This is a genomic window from Novosphingobium mangrovi, from assembly GCF_022818885.1.
GTDB classification, from domain to species: domain Bacteria; phylum Pseudomonadota; class Alphaproteobacteria; order Sphingomonadales; family Sphingomonadaceae; genus Novosphingobium; species Novosphingobium mangrovi.
Genome location: NZ_JALHAT010000028.1, coordinates 86,182 through 100,823, shown reverse-complemented (window position 1 = coordinate 100,823; position 14,642 = coordinate 86,182). Strand labels below are relative to the sequence as shown.

Sequence of the window (14,642 nt, the reverse complement as noted above, 5' to 3'; positions counted from 1 at the left end):
AACCGGCCTCCCCGCTCCCAAGCAGCCCATGTGGCGCAACGCGGAAGCGGCCGAGTAAGAAACGTGGTTGGTCGGGAGGCACTCCAGCTGGGTGCCTTCCGCTTTCCTGTTGAAGAACATTCAGGGCGGCACGGAACCGACCCTGCACAAGACATGAGGGCCTGATGGCAAATCCGATCTTCCGGGAGAAGCTGCGCGCGGGCAAGTTCTTTGCCGTTCCCGGCGTTCAGGACATGATTGCGGCCGTGATTGCCGACAAGGTCGGCTTCGACCTCGTCTACGGCACCGGCTACTGGCTGACCGCTTCGGCCTGGGGCCTCCCCGATGCCGGGATCGCCACCTACACCGAGATGAAGAACCGGATGGAGACGCTGGTTCGCACGAGCAAGGCCGGGGTCATCGCCGATGGCGATACCGGATACGGCGGCCTGCTCAACGTACACCACACGGTCAAGGGCTACGAGGAGGCGGGCGTCACCGCCATCCAGCTCGAGGACCAGGAATTTCCCAAGAAGTGCGGTCACACCCCGCACAAGCGGATCATCGCGGCCGAGGACATGGTCGAGAAGATCAAGGTCGCGGTCGACGCGCGTCAGGACGAGAACTTCGTCATCATCGCACGCACCGATGCCTACCAGTCCGAGGGCATGGACGGGGTCATGCGCCGCATGGAGGCCTATGCCTCGGCGGGGGCCGATGTCCTCTTCCCCGAGGCGCTGGCCAACAACGATGAAATCCGCATCGCCTGCCGTGACCTGCCCCTGCCGGTCATGGCCAACATGTCGAACAGCTCGGGCGAACCCATGCCCTCTGCCGAAACGCTGGCCGAACTCGGCCTTGCCTATGCCATCTACCCCTCGCTGATGGCGCTCGCCGCCTGCAGCGCGATGGAGAACGCGTTGCGCGGGCTCAAGGAACAGGGCACGGCGAACCCGGACGGGCTGTTCAGTTTCAAGGAATTTTCCTCGTTGATCGGTTTCGACGAGGTCACTGCATTCGAGAAGAAGTGGGCGCAGATCTGATGAGCAAGGAAACCCCTGTCATGAACCGCCGCATTGCCGCTGCCGTGCTTTCAAGCTCGGGCGGCCACGCAAAGCCCTACGCGGAAAGCGCGCCGCTGGACGTGAAGCCGATCGACCTCGCCGACCCCAAGCCCGGCGAAGTTCTCGTCCGCATTGATGCCGCGGGCATCTGCCACTCCGACCTCTCGGTCGTGAACGGCGACCGCCCGCGTCCGATGCCGATGGCGCTGGGCCACGAGGCCGCGGCCACCGTCCTTGCCCTTGGTGATCCCGAGGAGCCGGGCCTCGCCGTGGGCGACCGCTGCGTGCTCGTGTTCCTGCCCTCGTGCGGCCAGTGCGAGGAATGCCTTTCGGGCGAGGGATACCTGTGCAGCGTCGGCGCAGCGGCCAACGGCAAGGGCGAACTCCTGCGCGGCGGCTCGCGCCTGTCCTGCGATGGCGAGACGATCCACCATCACCTGGGCTGCTCGGCCTTTGCCACGCAGGCTGTGGTTGACCGCCGTTCGCTGGTGAAGATCGATTCCGACATCTCGCCCGAAACCGCCGCCCTCTTCGGCTGCGCGGTCCTGACGGGCGTGGGCGCGGTGATGAACACAGCCCAGGTCCGACCGGGCGAAAGTGTCACGATCTACGGTCTGGGCGGCGTTGGCCTATCGGCCCTGCTCGGTGCGCTTGCCGCCGGTGCACAGCCGGTCCACGCCATTGACCCCTCACCCGCCAAGCGCGCTCTGGCGCTCGAACTGGGCGCGGCCACGGCGAGCGCTCCTGGCGAAGACGAAGCCGCCATGGGCAGCGATGTCGTGATCGAGACGGTCGGCAAGGCCGCTGTCCTTGCCGCGGCCTACAATTCGGCACGGCGTGGTGGGCGTATCGTCACCGTTGGCCTTCCCAACCCCGACGAGGATCTCTCGATCAAGGCCGTCTCGCTCGTCGCCGACGGCAAGACCCTCATGGGCAGCTACATGGGCTCGGCCATCCCGGCCCGTGACATTCCGCGCTACATCAAGCTGTGGCGCGCAGGCCGTCTGCCCATCGAGAAGCTCCTCACATCGGTGGGGCCACTCGAGGAGATCAACGAATCGATGGACAAGTTGGCCTCGGGCGAGGCTATCCGACAGGTGATCGTGCCGGCCTGGTAAGGCTGCGCGATCATTGATCCAACTCAAGTTCGCGGAAATTCATGCCGGTAGGCGGATATCGTATCCGCCTACCGGATAAAAACTTGATCTTTGCGGCCATCTGTAATGGAATGGTCATTCTCCGGTTATCGCACGAACCGATCAGGGAGTTTGACCGTTGGAAAAAGGTGTCCCCATCCGCTCTATCACGCGTTCGATTTCGGCGCTGAAGGCGATCAACCGTCATGGGTCGCTCTCCATGATGGAAATCGCGAAGGCCGCGGACGTACCCTACCCCACTGCCTGCCGCATCGTGCAGACCCTTCTCTATGAAGGTCTGATCGAACAGGAGCCGTCGCGCAAGCGCTATCGCCCGACCGCACTGGTGCAGACGCTGGCCACCGGCTTCCAGCACGACGACGAGTTGGTCCGCATCGCACGCCCGCACATCGTCGGGCTGACCAAGCGCATTGGCTGGCCGGTCTCGATCGCCATTCGCGTGGGCCGCGAGATGATGCTGCGCGACAGCACGCACTCGAACTCGTCGCTTACCTTCGAGCACTACTATCCCGGCTTCACGCTCCCGATTCTGGACAGCGCATCGGGCAAGGTGTCCATGGCTTACGCGCCCGACGAAGAGCGCGAGATGATCCTGCGCTTCATGCGCGTCTCGCAGGACATCGACCTCAACTACCTCGCGACCGCCGAAGTCAGCCTCGATGTCGAGCGTATCCGGGCTGAAGGTTATGCGGTCCAGGGCCGCAACCACTTCAACCTGACACCGGGCAAGACCTCCTCGGTCTCGGTGCCGATCTTCCGCAACGGGCACTATGAAGCCGCGCTGACCATGGTGTTCTTCGTGGCCGCCATGCGCCTTTCGCAGGCTCTCGAACTCTACCTCGACGACCTCAAGGGCACGGCGCAGGCAATCAGCCACGACCTGTCGAACCCGGTTCCGGGCGGCAACGCTTAAGGTCACCCCATTCCCTTTGATCGGATAGAAAAAGGGCCGGGAAAGCAGATCGCTTTCCCGGCCCTTTCTTGTTGGGTTCGCCCAATCTGCCAAGCCCCTTAGAGGCGCGCAGTGACCGCCTTGGTCTCGAGGTAGGCGTCGAGGCCTTCGTTGCCGAACTCGCGGCCCCATCCGGATTCGCCATAGCCGCCGAAGGGGATGTTGGTGCCAACGGCGCCGTGGCAGTTGATCGAGACGTGGCCCGAACGGATGCGCTTAACAAGGCGGTGCGCGGTCGAGAGATCCTTGGTCCACACGCTGCCCGACAGGCCGTAGGGCGTGTCGTTGGCGAGTGCGGCCAGCTCGTCGAGATCAGTGGTCGCGACCTTCTGGATCGCCATCACCGGGCCGAAGATCTCCTCGCGCGTCACGGCCATGTCAGGCGTGCAGTCGGTGAAGATCGTGGGGCGGATGAAGTTGCCCGGACGGTCAAGCTTCTCGCCGCCCGCCACGAGCGTTGCACCCGCCGCCTTCGCGCCCTCGATGTAGCTCATGACCTTGGCGCTGTGCGCGTCCGAGATCATCGGCCCCTGCATCGAGCCCATGTCGAGACCGTGGCCCAGCGTCATGGAGTTCGCGAAACCGGCCAGCCCCTCGACCAACTGGTCGTGGATGCTCTCATGCACGAAGATGCGCGTGCCGGCCATGCAGTTCTGGCCCTGGAGGAAGAAGGTCGCCATCGAGACGCCGGGAATGGCCAGCTCGAGGTCCGCATCGGGCATGACCATGACCGGGCTCTTGCCGCCCAGCTCCAGGCTCACGCGCTTGAGGTTCCCCATCGAGGCCGCGATGATCCGCTTGCCGGTCACGGTCGAGCCGGTGAACGAGATCTTGTCGACGCCCGGATGCTCCGACAATGCGGCACCGGCATCGGCGCCAAGGCCGTTGACGATGTTGACCACGCCTTCGGGGAAGCCCGCGTCGCAGATCATCTGGCCAAGAGCCAGGACCGAAAGCGGGGTCATTTCCGAAGGCTTGACCACGACGGTGCAGCCCGCGGCCAGCGCGGGGGCCATCTTGAGGATCGCGGTCGAGAGCGGGACGTTCCACGGCACAATCTGACCGGCGACGCCCACGGGTTCGCGCAGGGTGTAGGTCAGCGCCTCGGTCTCGTCGGCGATGTGGCGCGGCGGGGCGATGGTGGTGCCCTCGATGCGCATGATCGCACCGGCATAGTAGTCGATCATCTCAACCACGTTCGAGGTGGTGAGCCCGGCGATGAAGCGCGGCATGCCGTTGTCGAGAATGTCGAGCTCGGTAAGGAGCGTCGCGTTCTCTTCCATGATCCGGGCCAACTTGTGCAGGATCGCGGTGCGTGCGGCAACCGTCATGCGGCCCCAGGTGCCGTCGAATGCCTTGCGCGCGGCGGCAACCGCCTTGTCGACCTCGGCCTTGCCGCCGGTCTGGAAGGTGGTGAGCGCCAGACCCGTAGCCGGGTCGAGCGTCTCCATTTCACCGCTGCCCTCGACCCACTCGCCGCCGATCAGCAGCTTGTGGGTCTGGCCGAGGAAAGCCTCGGTTTGGGGCGCAATGGCGTGACCGTCGAAACGGGTTGCCTGGGTCATCAGACCTCCACCGTGCGCGGATCGTACTCGAACAGGCCGAGCGATTCCTCGTCCTTCATCTCGCCAAGGCCGAACAGCGAAGTGTCCTGGCCCTGCATGCGATCCGCGTTGTTGTTCGATTCGCCCTGAATGAAGGTGGCGCGTTCATGGCGCGCATCCTGGTAGCGCTTGAGGCCTTCGGCAATGGTGTTCGATGCCTTGAGCGCACGGGCGAGAACAACCGCATCCTCGATGCCGCAAGCCGCGCCGTGGCCGAGGAACGGCGTCATGGCGTGGGCCGCATCACCGATCAGGGTGACATTGTCGTCGATGATCCAGCTGTCGAGCGCGGTGCGCGCGTTGAGCGCCCACTTGTACATCGGCTGCTGGCAGGCCGCATCGATCAGGCGCTGCGCGTCGCCGCACCAGCCCTGGTAGACCTTGCGGATTTCTTCGGGGTCGACCGGCGTCGTCCAGCCATCATCCGTCCAGCCTTCCTGGCGCGCGAAGAACACGAGGTTCATCGCCTCGTAGTTGCGGATGTTGTAGCGCGTGATCATCGCGCCCGGACCGATGATGATGCCCGGGAAGTCCGAGAGGTCCTTGATGTCCTCGGTCACGGGCACCAGCGTGCGCCACGCGACGTGGCCGGTGAAGTGCGGCTCCTTGGGATCGAAGCGCTCGCGGATGACCGACTTCACGCCGTCCGCGCCGATAAGGAGGTCACCGCTGACGGTCGACCCGTCAGCGAGCGTGACGGTGGTGCCCTCGCTCGAGACGACAGGCGCGCCGCAGCGCAGGTCCACGCCCGACGTGCGGGCTGCTTCGGTCAGGACCTCGTGAAGGTCGGCACGGTGGATGGTGAGGTACGGCGCACCGTACTTGTCCATCTGGCCGGTGCGGTCCTTCTCGACGAGCGTGCGCCCGTCTTCCCAGTGCTGGATGCGCTGGCGGGCCGGCTCGACACCGGCCTTGGTCGCCGCCTCGCAGGCCCCGATGAAATCGAGGCCCTTCATGGCGTTGGGCGAAAGCGTCACGCCCGCGCCGATTTCACCGAACTCGGGCGCGCTTTCGAGCAGCGTCACCGCGAAGCCCTGCTGGGCAATCGCGGCGGCCGCGGTCATGCCAGCGATACCACCGCCGACAATCAGGATCTTCTCAGGACGGCTCATGGGTCTTCTTACCCTTCCAGCTGGCCGGGGATGTGGCTCTCGTGATTTTCGAGATACCACGCGGCGATTTCCTCACGGGTGGCCCACCAGACGCCCGGAAGCGACTTGGCGTGCTCGATGAATTCGCGCAGTGCGCGCACGCGGTGGGCGCGGCCCGAGACGTGCGGGTGCAGGCCCAGGTTCATGATGCGGCCGGTCTTCTCACCTTCGGCGTAGAGCACGTCGAGTTCCTCGATGAGCGCATCGCGGTACTGGTCGGTGGTGAAGTTCTTGCGCGTGATGAAGGTGAAGTCGTTGATCTCGTTCGAGTAGGGAACCGAGACGATCGGACCGTTGGGCGTGCGCAGCAGGTAGGGCTGATCATCGTTCATGATGTCGCAGTAGAACGTGCAGCCCTGCTCGGCGAGGATGTCGGCGGTCTGCAGCGTGCCGCGCAGCGAGGAGGACAGCCAGCCCTTGGACTTGCGGCCGGTGTACTTCTCGAACTGGGCGAGGCTGCGCAAGATGATATCACGCTCGGTCTCGGGATCGTGGGCGAAGTTGGTGAGCAGCTCGCCCTGCTCCCAGTTGTGGGTGAGGAGTTCCCAGCCACGCTCGAGAACGGCGTCGGTCATCGCCTTGCGGCGCTCGAAGGTAACGGCGTTGGTGGTGCAGCTGGCGGGGACGCCCAGTTCGTCGAACAGGTCGAACAGGCGCCAGATGCCGACGCGCTGGCCGTATTCACGCCAGGAGAAGTTGGGGAAGTCGGGGGTATTGCCCGGCAGGATGTCGGGAAGGATCGCCGGACCGCCCGCGTAATACGGCTTGTCGGTGTCTTTGGTGAGATCCCAGGTTTCCAGATTGAACGTCAGGATCAGGGCCACGCGCGCGCCGTTGGGCCACTTGAGTGGCTTGCGCTGCGGAAGGGGGACGTAATCATATTCCATGGGGCTAATCTCACTTGCAACGTGTTGAGGGACAGGGACCATATTTCAGGGCCCCTCCCCCACTCTTTCCGAACGAATGTCCGACTTACGGATAGGCGTGATCGCCTGCCGGTCAGACTCCGAGAACTTCGAGCACCGCCCTTTCGGCACTTTCCATCGCGCCTTCAAGGCCGCGCGCGCTCGTGGCGAGGTGTTCACCACAGAAGTGCATGTTGCCTGCGGGCTGCGCCATGTCGTTGACCCAGGTCGACTGGCCAGGTGCGAGGTACGAGACATCGCCGCCGTTGAAGCGCTCCTTGGCCCACGAGAAATAGGTGTGCGCCTTGACCTTGCCCTTCGCGGCAGGGCGCAGTTCCTCGATGCGCCTGACGATCATCTGCTTGACCGCCTCGGGGTCCATGCGATCCCAGTAGAGCGCGAGGTTGCCGCGGGCCTGGACGATGAAGCCGGTAATCTCGTTGGGATCCTCGCCGTAGCGCTGGGGCATGACGTTACCGAGGAGACCATCGGTCCACATGCCCGGAGCCAGGCCGTCCTCTTCCCAGAACGGGCTCTCGGCGGTGATGAAGGCCATCGAGATGGGCTGGTAGCCCAGCTGCGCGACCGCTTCGGCCTGCACGCCGTTCAGCGCCGGGTCGATCTTGACGTTGCGCAGAGCCGAGAGCGGCAGCGAGCAGATGACCTTGGGTGCGGTAAAGCGCGAGCCATCGGCACAGAAGACCGTGGTGCCGGCATCTTCCTGCACGATGCCAAGAACCTCGCGGCCCAGCAGGATATCGCCCTTGATCTGCTCGGCGAGCGCGATCGGAAGCTTCTGGTTACCGCCCTTCACCGCCAGCGATTCCATGCCGGCCGCCATCATCGTCTTGATGAAGCCGTCGTTGAATTCCATCATCAGCGACGAGGTGCCGTAAGCATTGATGCCATAGTACGGCGCCAGATCGTTCGCGAGGTGGATCGCGGCGTCCGAGAGGCCCTGGCCCTTGAGGAATTCGTGCAGCGAAACGTCGAGCGCGGCGTTGGCCGGATCGCTCCAGCGCGTCCAGTCCTCAAGCCTGCCGTTCTGCGCCACAAGCATGCCGACGAGTTCGCCGGGCATCACGCTCTTGTACTGCTCGGGGAAGGGATTGCCCGGGAAACGGGCCCATTCCTCGCGGGTCATCGCGGTATTCCCGATATAGACCTGCGAAGGCGGGCCGATACGGTAGCGGGCTCCGACCTCCTGCAGTTCGACACCAGCGCGCTGGGCTGCATCGATGCCACGGCCATAGCCTGCCGCCATCGAATTGAAGCCCATCTCCGGATAACCGGGCTGATCCATCAGAGTGAGAATACGGCCACCCACGCGCTCGCGCGCTTCAAGGATGGTCACCTTCATGCCCATTTCCTCAAGGAGATGCGCCGAGTGGAGGCCGGAGATACCCGCGCCCAGGATGAGCACATCGGGCTGTCCGGCCGAAGCGGAGGCTTTCATGGTCGGAGCCGCCTGCGCGAAGCGTGCTCCCGTCATGGCGCCAAGGCCCAGGGCCGAGGCCCCCAGCGTGAACTTGCGGCGATCAAATCCCATGAGAACCCCATACTCCTTGTCTGTCTCGACGTGCCGGGCCCTGATGCGGGCAGGCGTCACTTATGGACTCCTTCCTAATGCGCTCGAGCACGGCTCGAAAGCACGTCCATTGGCTCACCACCTGTCGGATAAGTTTTCGAGATCGTGCGTTGCGAAAGGCCCCCACGATAGGCATGCCGGGACACGAAATCCCGTCGACAAGCCGAGGAAGCTCCCACGATGCCGCGTATTTCCCGCAAGCTCTCCCTTCTCGTCGCGCTCGCCTGCTCGGTGGCTGGCGCTGGTCTTTCCGCGACGCCCGCCGCCGCGCAGATTCTCTCCGCGCCCAAGGATCTCTCGAAGTACCCCTTCCTGAAGGTCAAGGAGCTGCGCAAGATGTATGGCGATGCGCAAAGCCGCTATGTGAAGATCGGCGACCTCACCATCCACTACAAGGACGAAGGCCCGCGCGATGCGCCGGTCCTTCTGATGGTGCATGGCTCGGAAAGCTCGATGCGCACCTACGACCGCGAAACCGAGCTCCTCAAGGACCGTTATCGCATCGTGCGTATCGACCTGCCGAGCTATGGCCTCTCCGATGGCCCCACCGACAAATCCCTGGAAACGCTGCAGCCGACCGACATCCCGATCGGGGTGCTTGATGAACTGGGCATCACCAAGGTGACCTACGTGGGCGTCTCCAGCGGCGGCACCATGGGCATGTATCTGGCGGCGCGCCGTCCCGACATGGTCGAGCGCCTGATCTTGTCGAACACACCGTCGGATCCTGTCGACGTCAGCCACCTGGAGATGTCGCAGGAATTCCTCGACGCGGTCGCCAAGGCGCAGGAAACCGGTTGGCGCGGACCCGATTTCTGGGACCTGTTCCTGACCTACTTCGCCGGTGATGGTTCGCGGATTTCCGAGCAGACGAAGAAGGAATACTTCGACTTCTACCGCCGCTTCCCGGAGAAGCACCTCGTTGGCCTCATTGCCCGTATCGGTGATGGCAAGCAGGCCGCCGTCGAGATGGCCAAGGTGAAAACACCTACGCTCCTCATCTGGGGCACAGCCGACCCGCTGCTGCCGGAATCGGCCGCGGACGCGATCGCGCGCTACCTCAAGAACGCGCAGATCTCGCGCGTGCTGATGCCCGATGTCGGCCACTATCCGCCGCTGGAGGTTCCCGACCGCTTTGCCCAGCTCGTCGCCGCCTACGTCGAGGCCGGAACGCCGCTACTGCCGACGCAGGCGATCGCGCAAGATACGGAAGCCGCGCCCCAGCCCTGACCGTCCTGCGGAAGCGCAGGCGCTTGCCGCTTGCCTTCGCGCCTTCTCCCGATACGCCCACGAGGCCAGCGCGGATCGTTCGACAGGTCCCGCACCCACGCCTCGAACAGAACAAGGATTGCCCCCATGAGCAGCGACGAAGACCTCCTCGCCAACTACAAGAAGGCCTACGACAACAAGGTCGGCTTCGGTCAGCGCCCCGCGCTTCTCCTGATCGACTTCTGTCAGGCCTACTTCGAGCCGGGCAACATGCTCTACTCCGAGGTCGAGGACGCGATTGCATCGGCGCTGCGCGTGCGCGCCGCCGCGCGCGAGGCTGGTATCCCGGTCATTCTCACGAACGTCGTCTACCACCCCTCGGGCTTCAACGGCGGGCGCTTCTTCGAGAAGGCGATGCCGCTCCAGAACTTCACGCAAGGCAACCCGATGGGCGCCTGGGGCCCGGGTCTAGAACCCTTCGAGGACGAACTGATCGTCTCCAAGCAGTACCCGAGCGCCTTCTTCGGCACCTCGCTCGCCTCGACCCTGACGGCGGCCGGATGCGACAGCGTGATCCTGACCGGCCTTACAACGTCGGGCTGTGTGCGCGCGAGCTGCGTCGATTCGATGAGCCATGGCTTCCGCACGGCCGTCGTCGCCGAAGCCTGCGGCGACCGCCACGCGGGGCCCCACGACGCCAACCTCTTCGACATGAACGCGAAGTACGCCGATGTCGTCAGCGAAGCCGAAACCATTGCCTATCTCGAAGGCCTGAAGACGTCCTGATCGACTTCTCCAGGCGGCCCCGGCGAAACGCGCTCAGGCCGCCTGGAAGAATTCGAACCGGGCGCCCCATGGGGTCATGCACGCAAGAGCGCGCATCAGCCCATGGGGCCGCCACTCAAGCGATACGGGCTGCGAAAGCGTACAGCCTTCCCCCGCCATGCGGGCCGCAATCGCATCGATATCCGTGACCGCAAAGCGCAGCCCCGCCCAGCCTCTTCCGGGCCGGGGTACCCCACGAAAATCGCGCCCACCGCAGTCGAACGCGATCACCTCGACCGAGCCCTCCATGCGCCCATGGGGATGATAGATGCCGATCTTCATCGGGATCTTCGGCGCCAGACCCGGCGGAAAGCCCATACAGTTCGCGCCGTCCTGTGCGGCGGCATACCCTTGCGTTTCCTGAACCGGCAACCATCCCAGCGCATCGACGAAGAGATGCCGGGCCGCCTCGAAATCAGGGACGATCTGCGTAGAATTGAAGATCCAGGACGTTGCCCCGCCAATACCGGCATAACCTTCGAGCGGCGGATACACTCTTTGCATGGCTGCAACACAGATCCCGTCCGCGTCCCGCTCAACCACTTCGCGAACCGCCAGCGCGCCGAAGTCCCAGTCCGTGACCGGGGCCGGACACTGAAAGCCCTGCGCTCCAAAGGCCGCGTGCACGGCATCGAGATCATCGAAGGCGCGTATGTTGACGTCGAAAATTCCGCCGTGGTCCCAGGCTTGCGCTCCCTCACGATCAAGAGGAAGCGGAGGGCCATCCAGAGACAGAAAGCGCACGGCTCCCCGCTCCGAATCCGGGTGTCGGACGAGCACTTCACGGCCCGAAATGGCTGAGCCCACCCCCAGGAATTGCAGGACCTGTGGTGAGGCAGTGCCCTGAAATACTTCGATATAACCCGTGACAGCACAGAATCGCGTCGCACTTACCGAGGCATCGCTTACAAGCCCCAAGGCTTCCTGGAATCCATTGTCGCAAGAAATCATGCGCCAAAGCCTGACGCAGTTTCCGGATCGACCACCTGATCCACGCCGCCGTCACCACCTGTCGGATAGAGATGCCGATACGCGATGGCACGAAGCCAAGGTCGAATACCTGTATGCCCATGCACAGCACGCCCCCCGCCTGCTCTCGCATTCACCTCGGCACCGGCGCGACACCTGACGCGACCGTCCGCTGGAGTGATGGGATGAGCCCGCTACCGCACTTTGCGGCAGCCCCGGAAGCGGTGGTGGGCGTAATGTTTGCGAGCTGGCTCGAACCCGACAATGTTGTCACCTCAGAGCGCGGCCCGATATCGGCAGTTCGCTCAGGGGTGAAGCAAGCGTCTTCGCACTCGAGAACGCCAGTATGGCACAGCCATCGTCCACTAAGAGGACGTTGCGCAAACTCGCTCACGCAGCAGATTCTTGATAAGTGTACGAAATTATCTTGCCTGACAGACGTCCAACCATCCGACAGGCGAATAGCAAACAGAATTGACAACCATCTAACCAAGGTCGCGGCCAATCTCTCCACTGCATACGACGCATAGGTAAAACACCCGAAGCGTAGAGGCCTCCCAAAGAGAAGCCGGTATGCACAAGAGAACACAAGATCACCCGAAAACCGGATGCTGAGAGTTCAGGGACTATCGAGGCGTATGCACGTGCATTCGCCTCCCTTCGGTTAGCGAAAAACTGAATCCCGGTCGCTGGATACCGGGACCGTTACTTCAAACGCCTCCCCATGGGGCGCATCAAAGATCTAATATTGAGGGGTCTTCTATGAATCGTACTGCAAACACCATGCGGCTCGCCTCGACGCTGTCGACGCTCGCCGTTGCCGGGAGCCTGCTTTACGCAGCGCCTGCCTTCGCCCAGGAAGCCGCTCCGGCATCCGTTCCCGGCGAAATCGTCGTCACCGCACGTAAGACCGGTGAAGACATCCTGAAGACCCCGGTCACCGTCGACGCCGTCACCTCCGAGGAACTCGACGTTCGCGGCATCGTCTCGATGAACGACGTTGCGGCAGCTTCGCCGGGCATCAACATCAACAACTCGTCCTCGGGCCACGCCGACCGCTCGTTCCAGCAGGTCGTGCTGCGCGGCTTCACCCCCTCGACGACGCTGGCAACCACGGTTTCCTCGTTCATCGACGGCGTTCCCGTGTCCTCGCCCTCGCAGATCAACAACGTCTCGAGCCCCGCGCGCGTCGAGATCCTGAAGGGTCCGCAGAGCGCCTACTTCGGCCGTAACACCTTTGCCGGCGCCGTGAACGTCGTCACCCAGACCCCGGACGGCTACTGGGGCGGCGAAATGATGGGCATGATCGGTACGCGCGACAACTGGCGTCTGCGCGGCGCGGTCGAAGGTCCGATCATCGAAGACCTCATCGCCTTCCGCGTCACCGGCGAGAAGTACTCGAAGGGCGGTTCCTACGAGAACCAGAACGGCGTCACCCTCGGCGATCAGTCGAGCGTCATCGGCACCGCGACCCTTTCGATCACCCCGTCGGCTGACGTGTCGATCAAGCTGTTCGGCATGATGAGCGAAGACAAGGACGGCCCGGCCGCCCAGACCCGCCTCTACGCCTACGACGTCTTCGACGCGGACGGCAACCAGGTCCTCCAGGGCCAGGCCAACGGCGTGACCGACGCCGGAAACCCCTGGTTCTTCGGCACCGTGCCCAGCATTGCCAACCCGGTGACCGCCAACGTCCAGAACACCAACCAGATCCGCCAGTTCCTGGCGATCGACACCAACCGCGTCGTTGATGCCAACGATGGCGTCCAGGGCTACGGTCTGCGCCGCAAGACCACGCACTTCCACGGCACGGCTGACTGGGACATCGTCGACGGCGTGACCGCGACTGTCCTTGGTGGCTACAACAAGGAAACCTGGTCGACCATGATCGACCTGGACGGCTACGACACCAGCTCGCTTGGTTTCGACTTCCCGTACCTCATCGAGCGCAAGGTCGAGGACTGGTCGATCGAAGGTCGTCTCGCCTATGAGACCGATCGCTTCCAGGGCCTCGTTGGCGTCAGCTACCTGCAGTCGGACCTGTACCAGGGCCTTGGTGGCGGCTTCAACCTGACCGAGAGCGGCCTGAACCCGGGCGGCAAGAGCCGTTCGAAGACTGTCGGCATGTTCTTCGGCGCGACCTACGAACTGACCGACACCGTTTCGATCAGCGCAGAAGGCCGTTACCAGATCGACAGGCTCGAAGCCTATGCGGACGAAGACGGTGTCACCATCGTGGGCGACGGCAACGGCTACAACCCGTACCTCACCCCCGGCTACTACGGCCCGAACTCGCTGCTCGCGAACTCGAAGTACAAGAACTTCACGCCGCGCATCATCGTCGACTGGGACGTGACGCCGGACATGATGGTCTACGCTTCGTGGGCGAAGGGTGTGAACCCGGCGCAGTTCAACACCGCGATCCTCAACAACACCTACGCCATCCAGCTGGCCGCGTCCGAGGCCGGTGGCGAACTCGCGATCGAACCGGAAAAGGTCACGAACTACGAAGTGGGCCTCAAGGGCCGCAACCTCGACGGTTCGTTCCGCTACCAGTTCGCCGCCTACTACGCCCAGTGGCGCAACCAGATCAACACCGTCCAGATCGTCGTTCCCGACGAGACGGAATCGACCGGTTACTCGTTCGTGAACACCGCGGCGAACTCCGGCTCGGCTGATCTCTATGGCCTCGAAGGCAACGTGACCTGGCGTCCGCTGGACTTCCTGACCATCGATGCGGCTGGCGCCTACAACGAGAGCGACATCAAGGACTTCACCAGCCCGACCGTGACCGCCCTCACCGGCATCACGGACTTCAACGGCAACGATCTGAAGAACACCTCGAAGTACTCGGCCAACGTCGGCGTCACCTTCGCGGGCGACATTGCCGAGTGGGACAACGGCTCCTGGTTCGTGCGCGGTGACTGGAACTTCAAGTCGGGCGTCTACAGCAACGAGGCGAACCTCGCCAAGCTGCCCGACCTGCACCTGTTCAACGCACGTGCAGGCGTGACCCACGGCAACATCTCGGTCGATGTCTTCGTGAACAACATCTTCAACAACCACACCCCGGTGTCGGTCTCGGACAACTACACGTTCACGCCGAACTTCGCCTACACCGGCACCTTCTCCGCGCTCATGCTGGGTCTCAACGACCTGCGCACCGCGGGCCTGCAGGCTTCGATCAAGTTCTGATCCAGGCCGTCCGCAGGACGAACGAAAACGGCCCGGGAGCAGCA

At 63.7% G+C, this 14,642-nt stretch carries 11 protein-coding genes; 6 read left to right on the top strand and 5 right to left on the bottom strand.

What is annotated here, in order from left to right; translation table 11 throughout:
• Positions 1-164 precede the first annotated feature (164 nt).
• From MTR65_RS14620 to MTR65_RS14610, 3 genes are all read left to right on the top strand, one after another.
• Positions 165-1,022 (top strand): isocitrate lyase/PEP mutase family protein, encoded by an 858-nt coding sequence (locus MTR65_RS14620; protein WP_243801462.1) that lies wholly within the window; start codon positions 165-167, stop codon positions 1,020-1,022.
• Positions 1,022-2,161 (top strand): alcohol dehydrogenase catalytic domain-containing protein, encoded by a 1,140-nt coding sequence (locus MTR65_RS14615; protein ID WP_243801459.1) that lies wholly within the window; start codon positions 1,022-1,024, stop codon positions 2,159-2,161. Before MTR65_RS14620 ends, MTR65_RS14615 begins: the two co-directional genes overlap by 1 nt.
• A 157-nt stretch (positions 2,162-2,318) precedes the next feature.
• A complete protein-coding gene (locus MTR65_RS14610; protein WP_039393567.1) occupies positions 2,319-3,113 on the top strand; it encodes an IclR family transcriptional regulator domain-containing protein in 795 nt (264 codons plus the stop codon).
• 98 nt (positions 3,114-3,211) lie between these two features.
• On the opposite strand, the gene MTR65_RS14605 is transcribed toward MTR65_RS14610, so the two are convergent.
• The 4 genes from MTR65_RS14605 to MTR65_RS14590 all read right to left on the bottom strand — a co-directional run bounded on the left by MTR65_RS14605 (position 3,212) and on the right by MTR65_RS14590 (position 8,361).
• Entirely contained in the window at positions 3,212-4,717 is a 1,506-nt protein-coding gene (locus MTR65_RS14605; protein ID WP_243801457.1) for an aldehyde dehydrogenase family protein, read from the bottom strand.
• Positions 4,717-5,868 carry an FAD-dependent monooxygenase gene (locus MTR65_RS14600; protein ID WP_243801454.1) on the bottom strand — a complete coding sequence of 384 codons (1,152 nt, stop codon included), beginning with the start codon at positions 5,866-5,868 and terminating at the stop codon, positions 4,717-4,719. Before MTR65_RS14600 ends, MTR65_RS14605 begins: the two co-directional genes overlap by 1 nt.
• A gap of 8 nt (positions 5,869-5,876) precedes the next feature.
• A complete protein-coding gene (locus MTR65_RS14595) occupies positions 5,877-6,794 on the bottom strand; it encodes a polysaccharide deacetylase family protein (protein ID WP_243801452.1) in 918 nt (305 codons plus the stop codon).
• Positions 6,795-6,906: 112 nt separating this feature from the next.
• Entirely contained in the window at positions 6,907-8,361 is a 1,455-nt protein-coding gene (locus MTR65_RS14590; RefSeq protein ID WP_243801450.1) for a flavin monoamine oxidase family protein, read from the bottom strand.
• Positions 8,362-8,580: 219 nt separating this feature from the next.
• Here MTR65_RS14590 and MTR65_RS14585 point away from each other — a divergent pair, with 219 nt between their 5' ends.
• Together MTR65_RS14585 and MTR65_RS14580 are read left to right on the top strand one after the other, a co-directional pair.
• Complete coding sequence (locus MTR65_RS14585) at positions 8,581-9,630, top strand: alpha/beta fold hydrolase (protein WP_243801448.1); 1,050 nt, start codon at positions 8,581-8,583, stop codon at positions 9,628-9,630.
• Between the two features lie 126 nt (positions 9,631-9,756).
• Positions 9,757-10,395, top strand: coding sequence for an isochorismatase family protein (locus tag MTR65_RS14580; protein WP_243801446.1), 639 nt, complete (start codon positions 9,757-9,759; stop codon positions 10,393-10,395).
• A 33-nt stretch (positions 10,396-10,428) separates the two neighbouring features.
• Here MTR65_RS14580 and MTR65_RS14575 read toward each other — a convergent pair whose 3' ends face one another.
• Positions 10,429-11,385: a VOC family protein gene (locus MTR65_RS14575; protein ID WP_243801443.1), complete on the bottom strand. Its 957-nt coding sequence runs from the start codon at positions 11,383-11,385 to the stop codon at positions 10,429-10,431.
• A gap of 780 nt (positions 11,386-12,165) precedes the next feature.
• Between MTR65_RS14575 and MTR65_RS14570 the strand changes: the two genes are divergently transcribed.
• The gene (locus tag MTR65_RS14570) at positions 12,166-14,598 is read left to right on the top strand and encodes a TonB-dependent receptor (RefSeq protein WP_243801441.1); all 2,433 of its coding nucleotides are present in this window, start codon (positions 12,166-12,168) and stop codon (positions 14,596-14,598) included.
• The last annotated feature ends 44 nt before the right edge of the window (positions 14,599-14,642 follow it).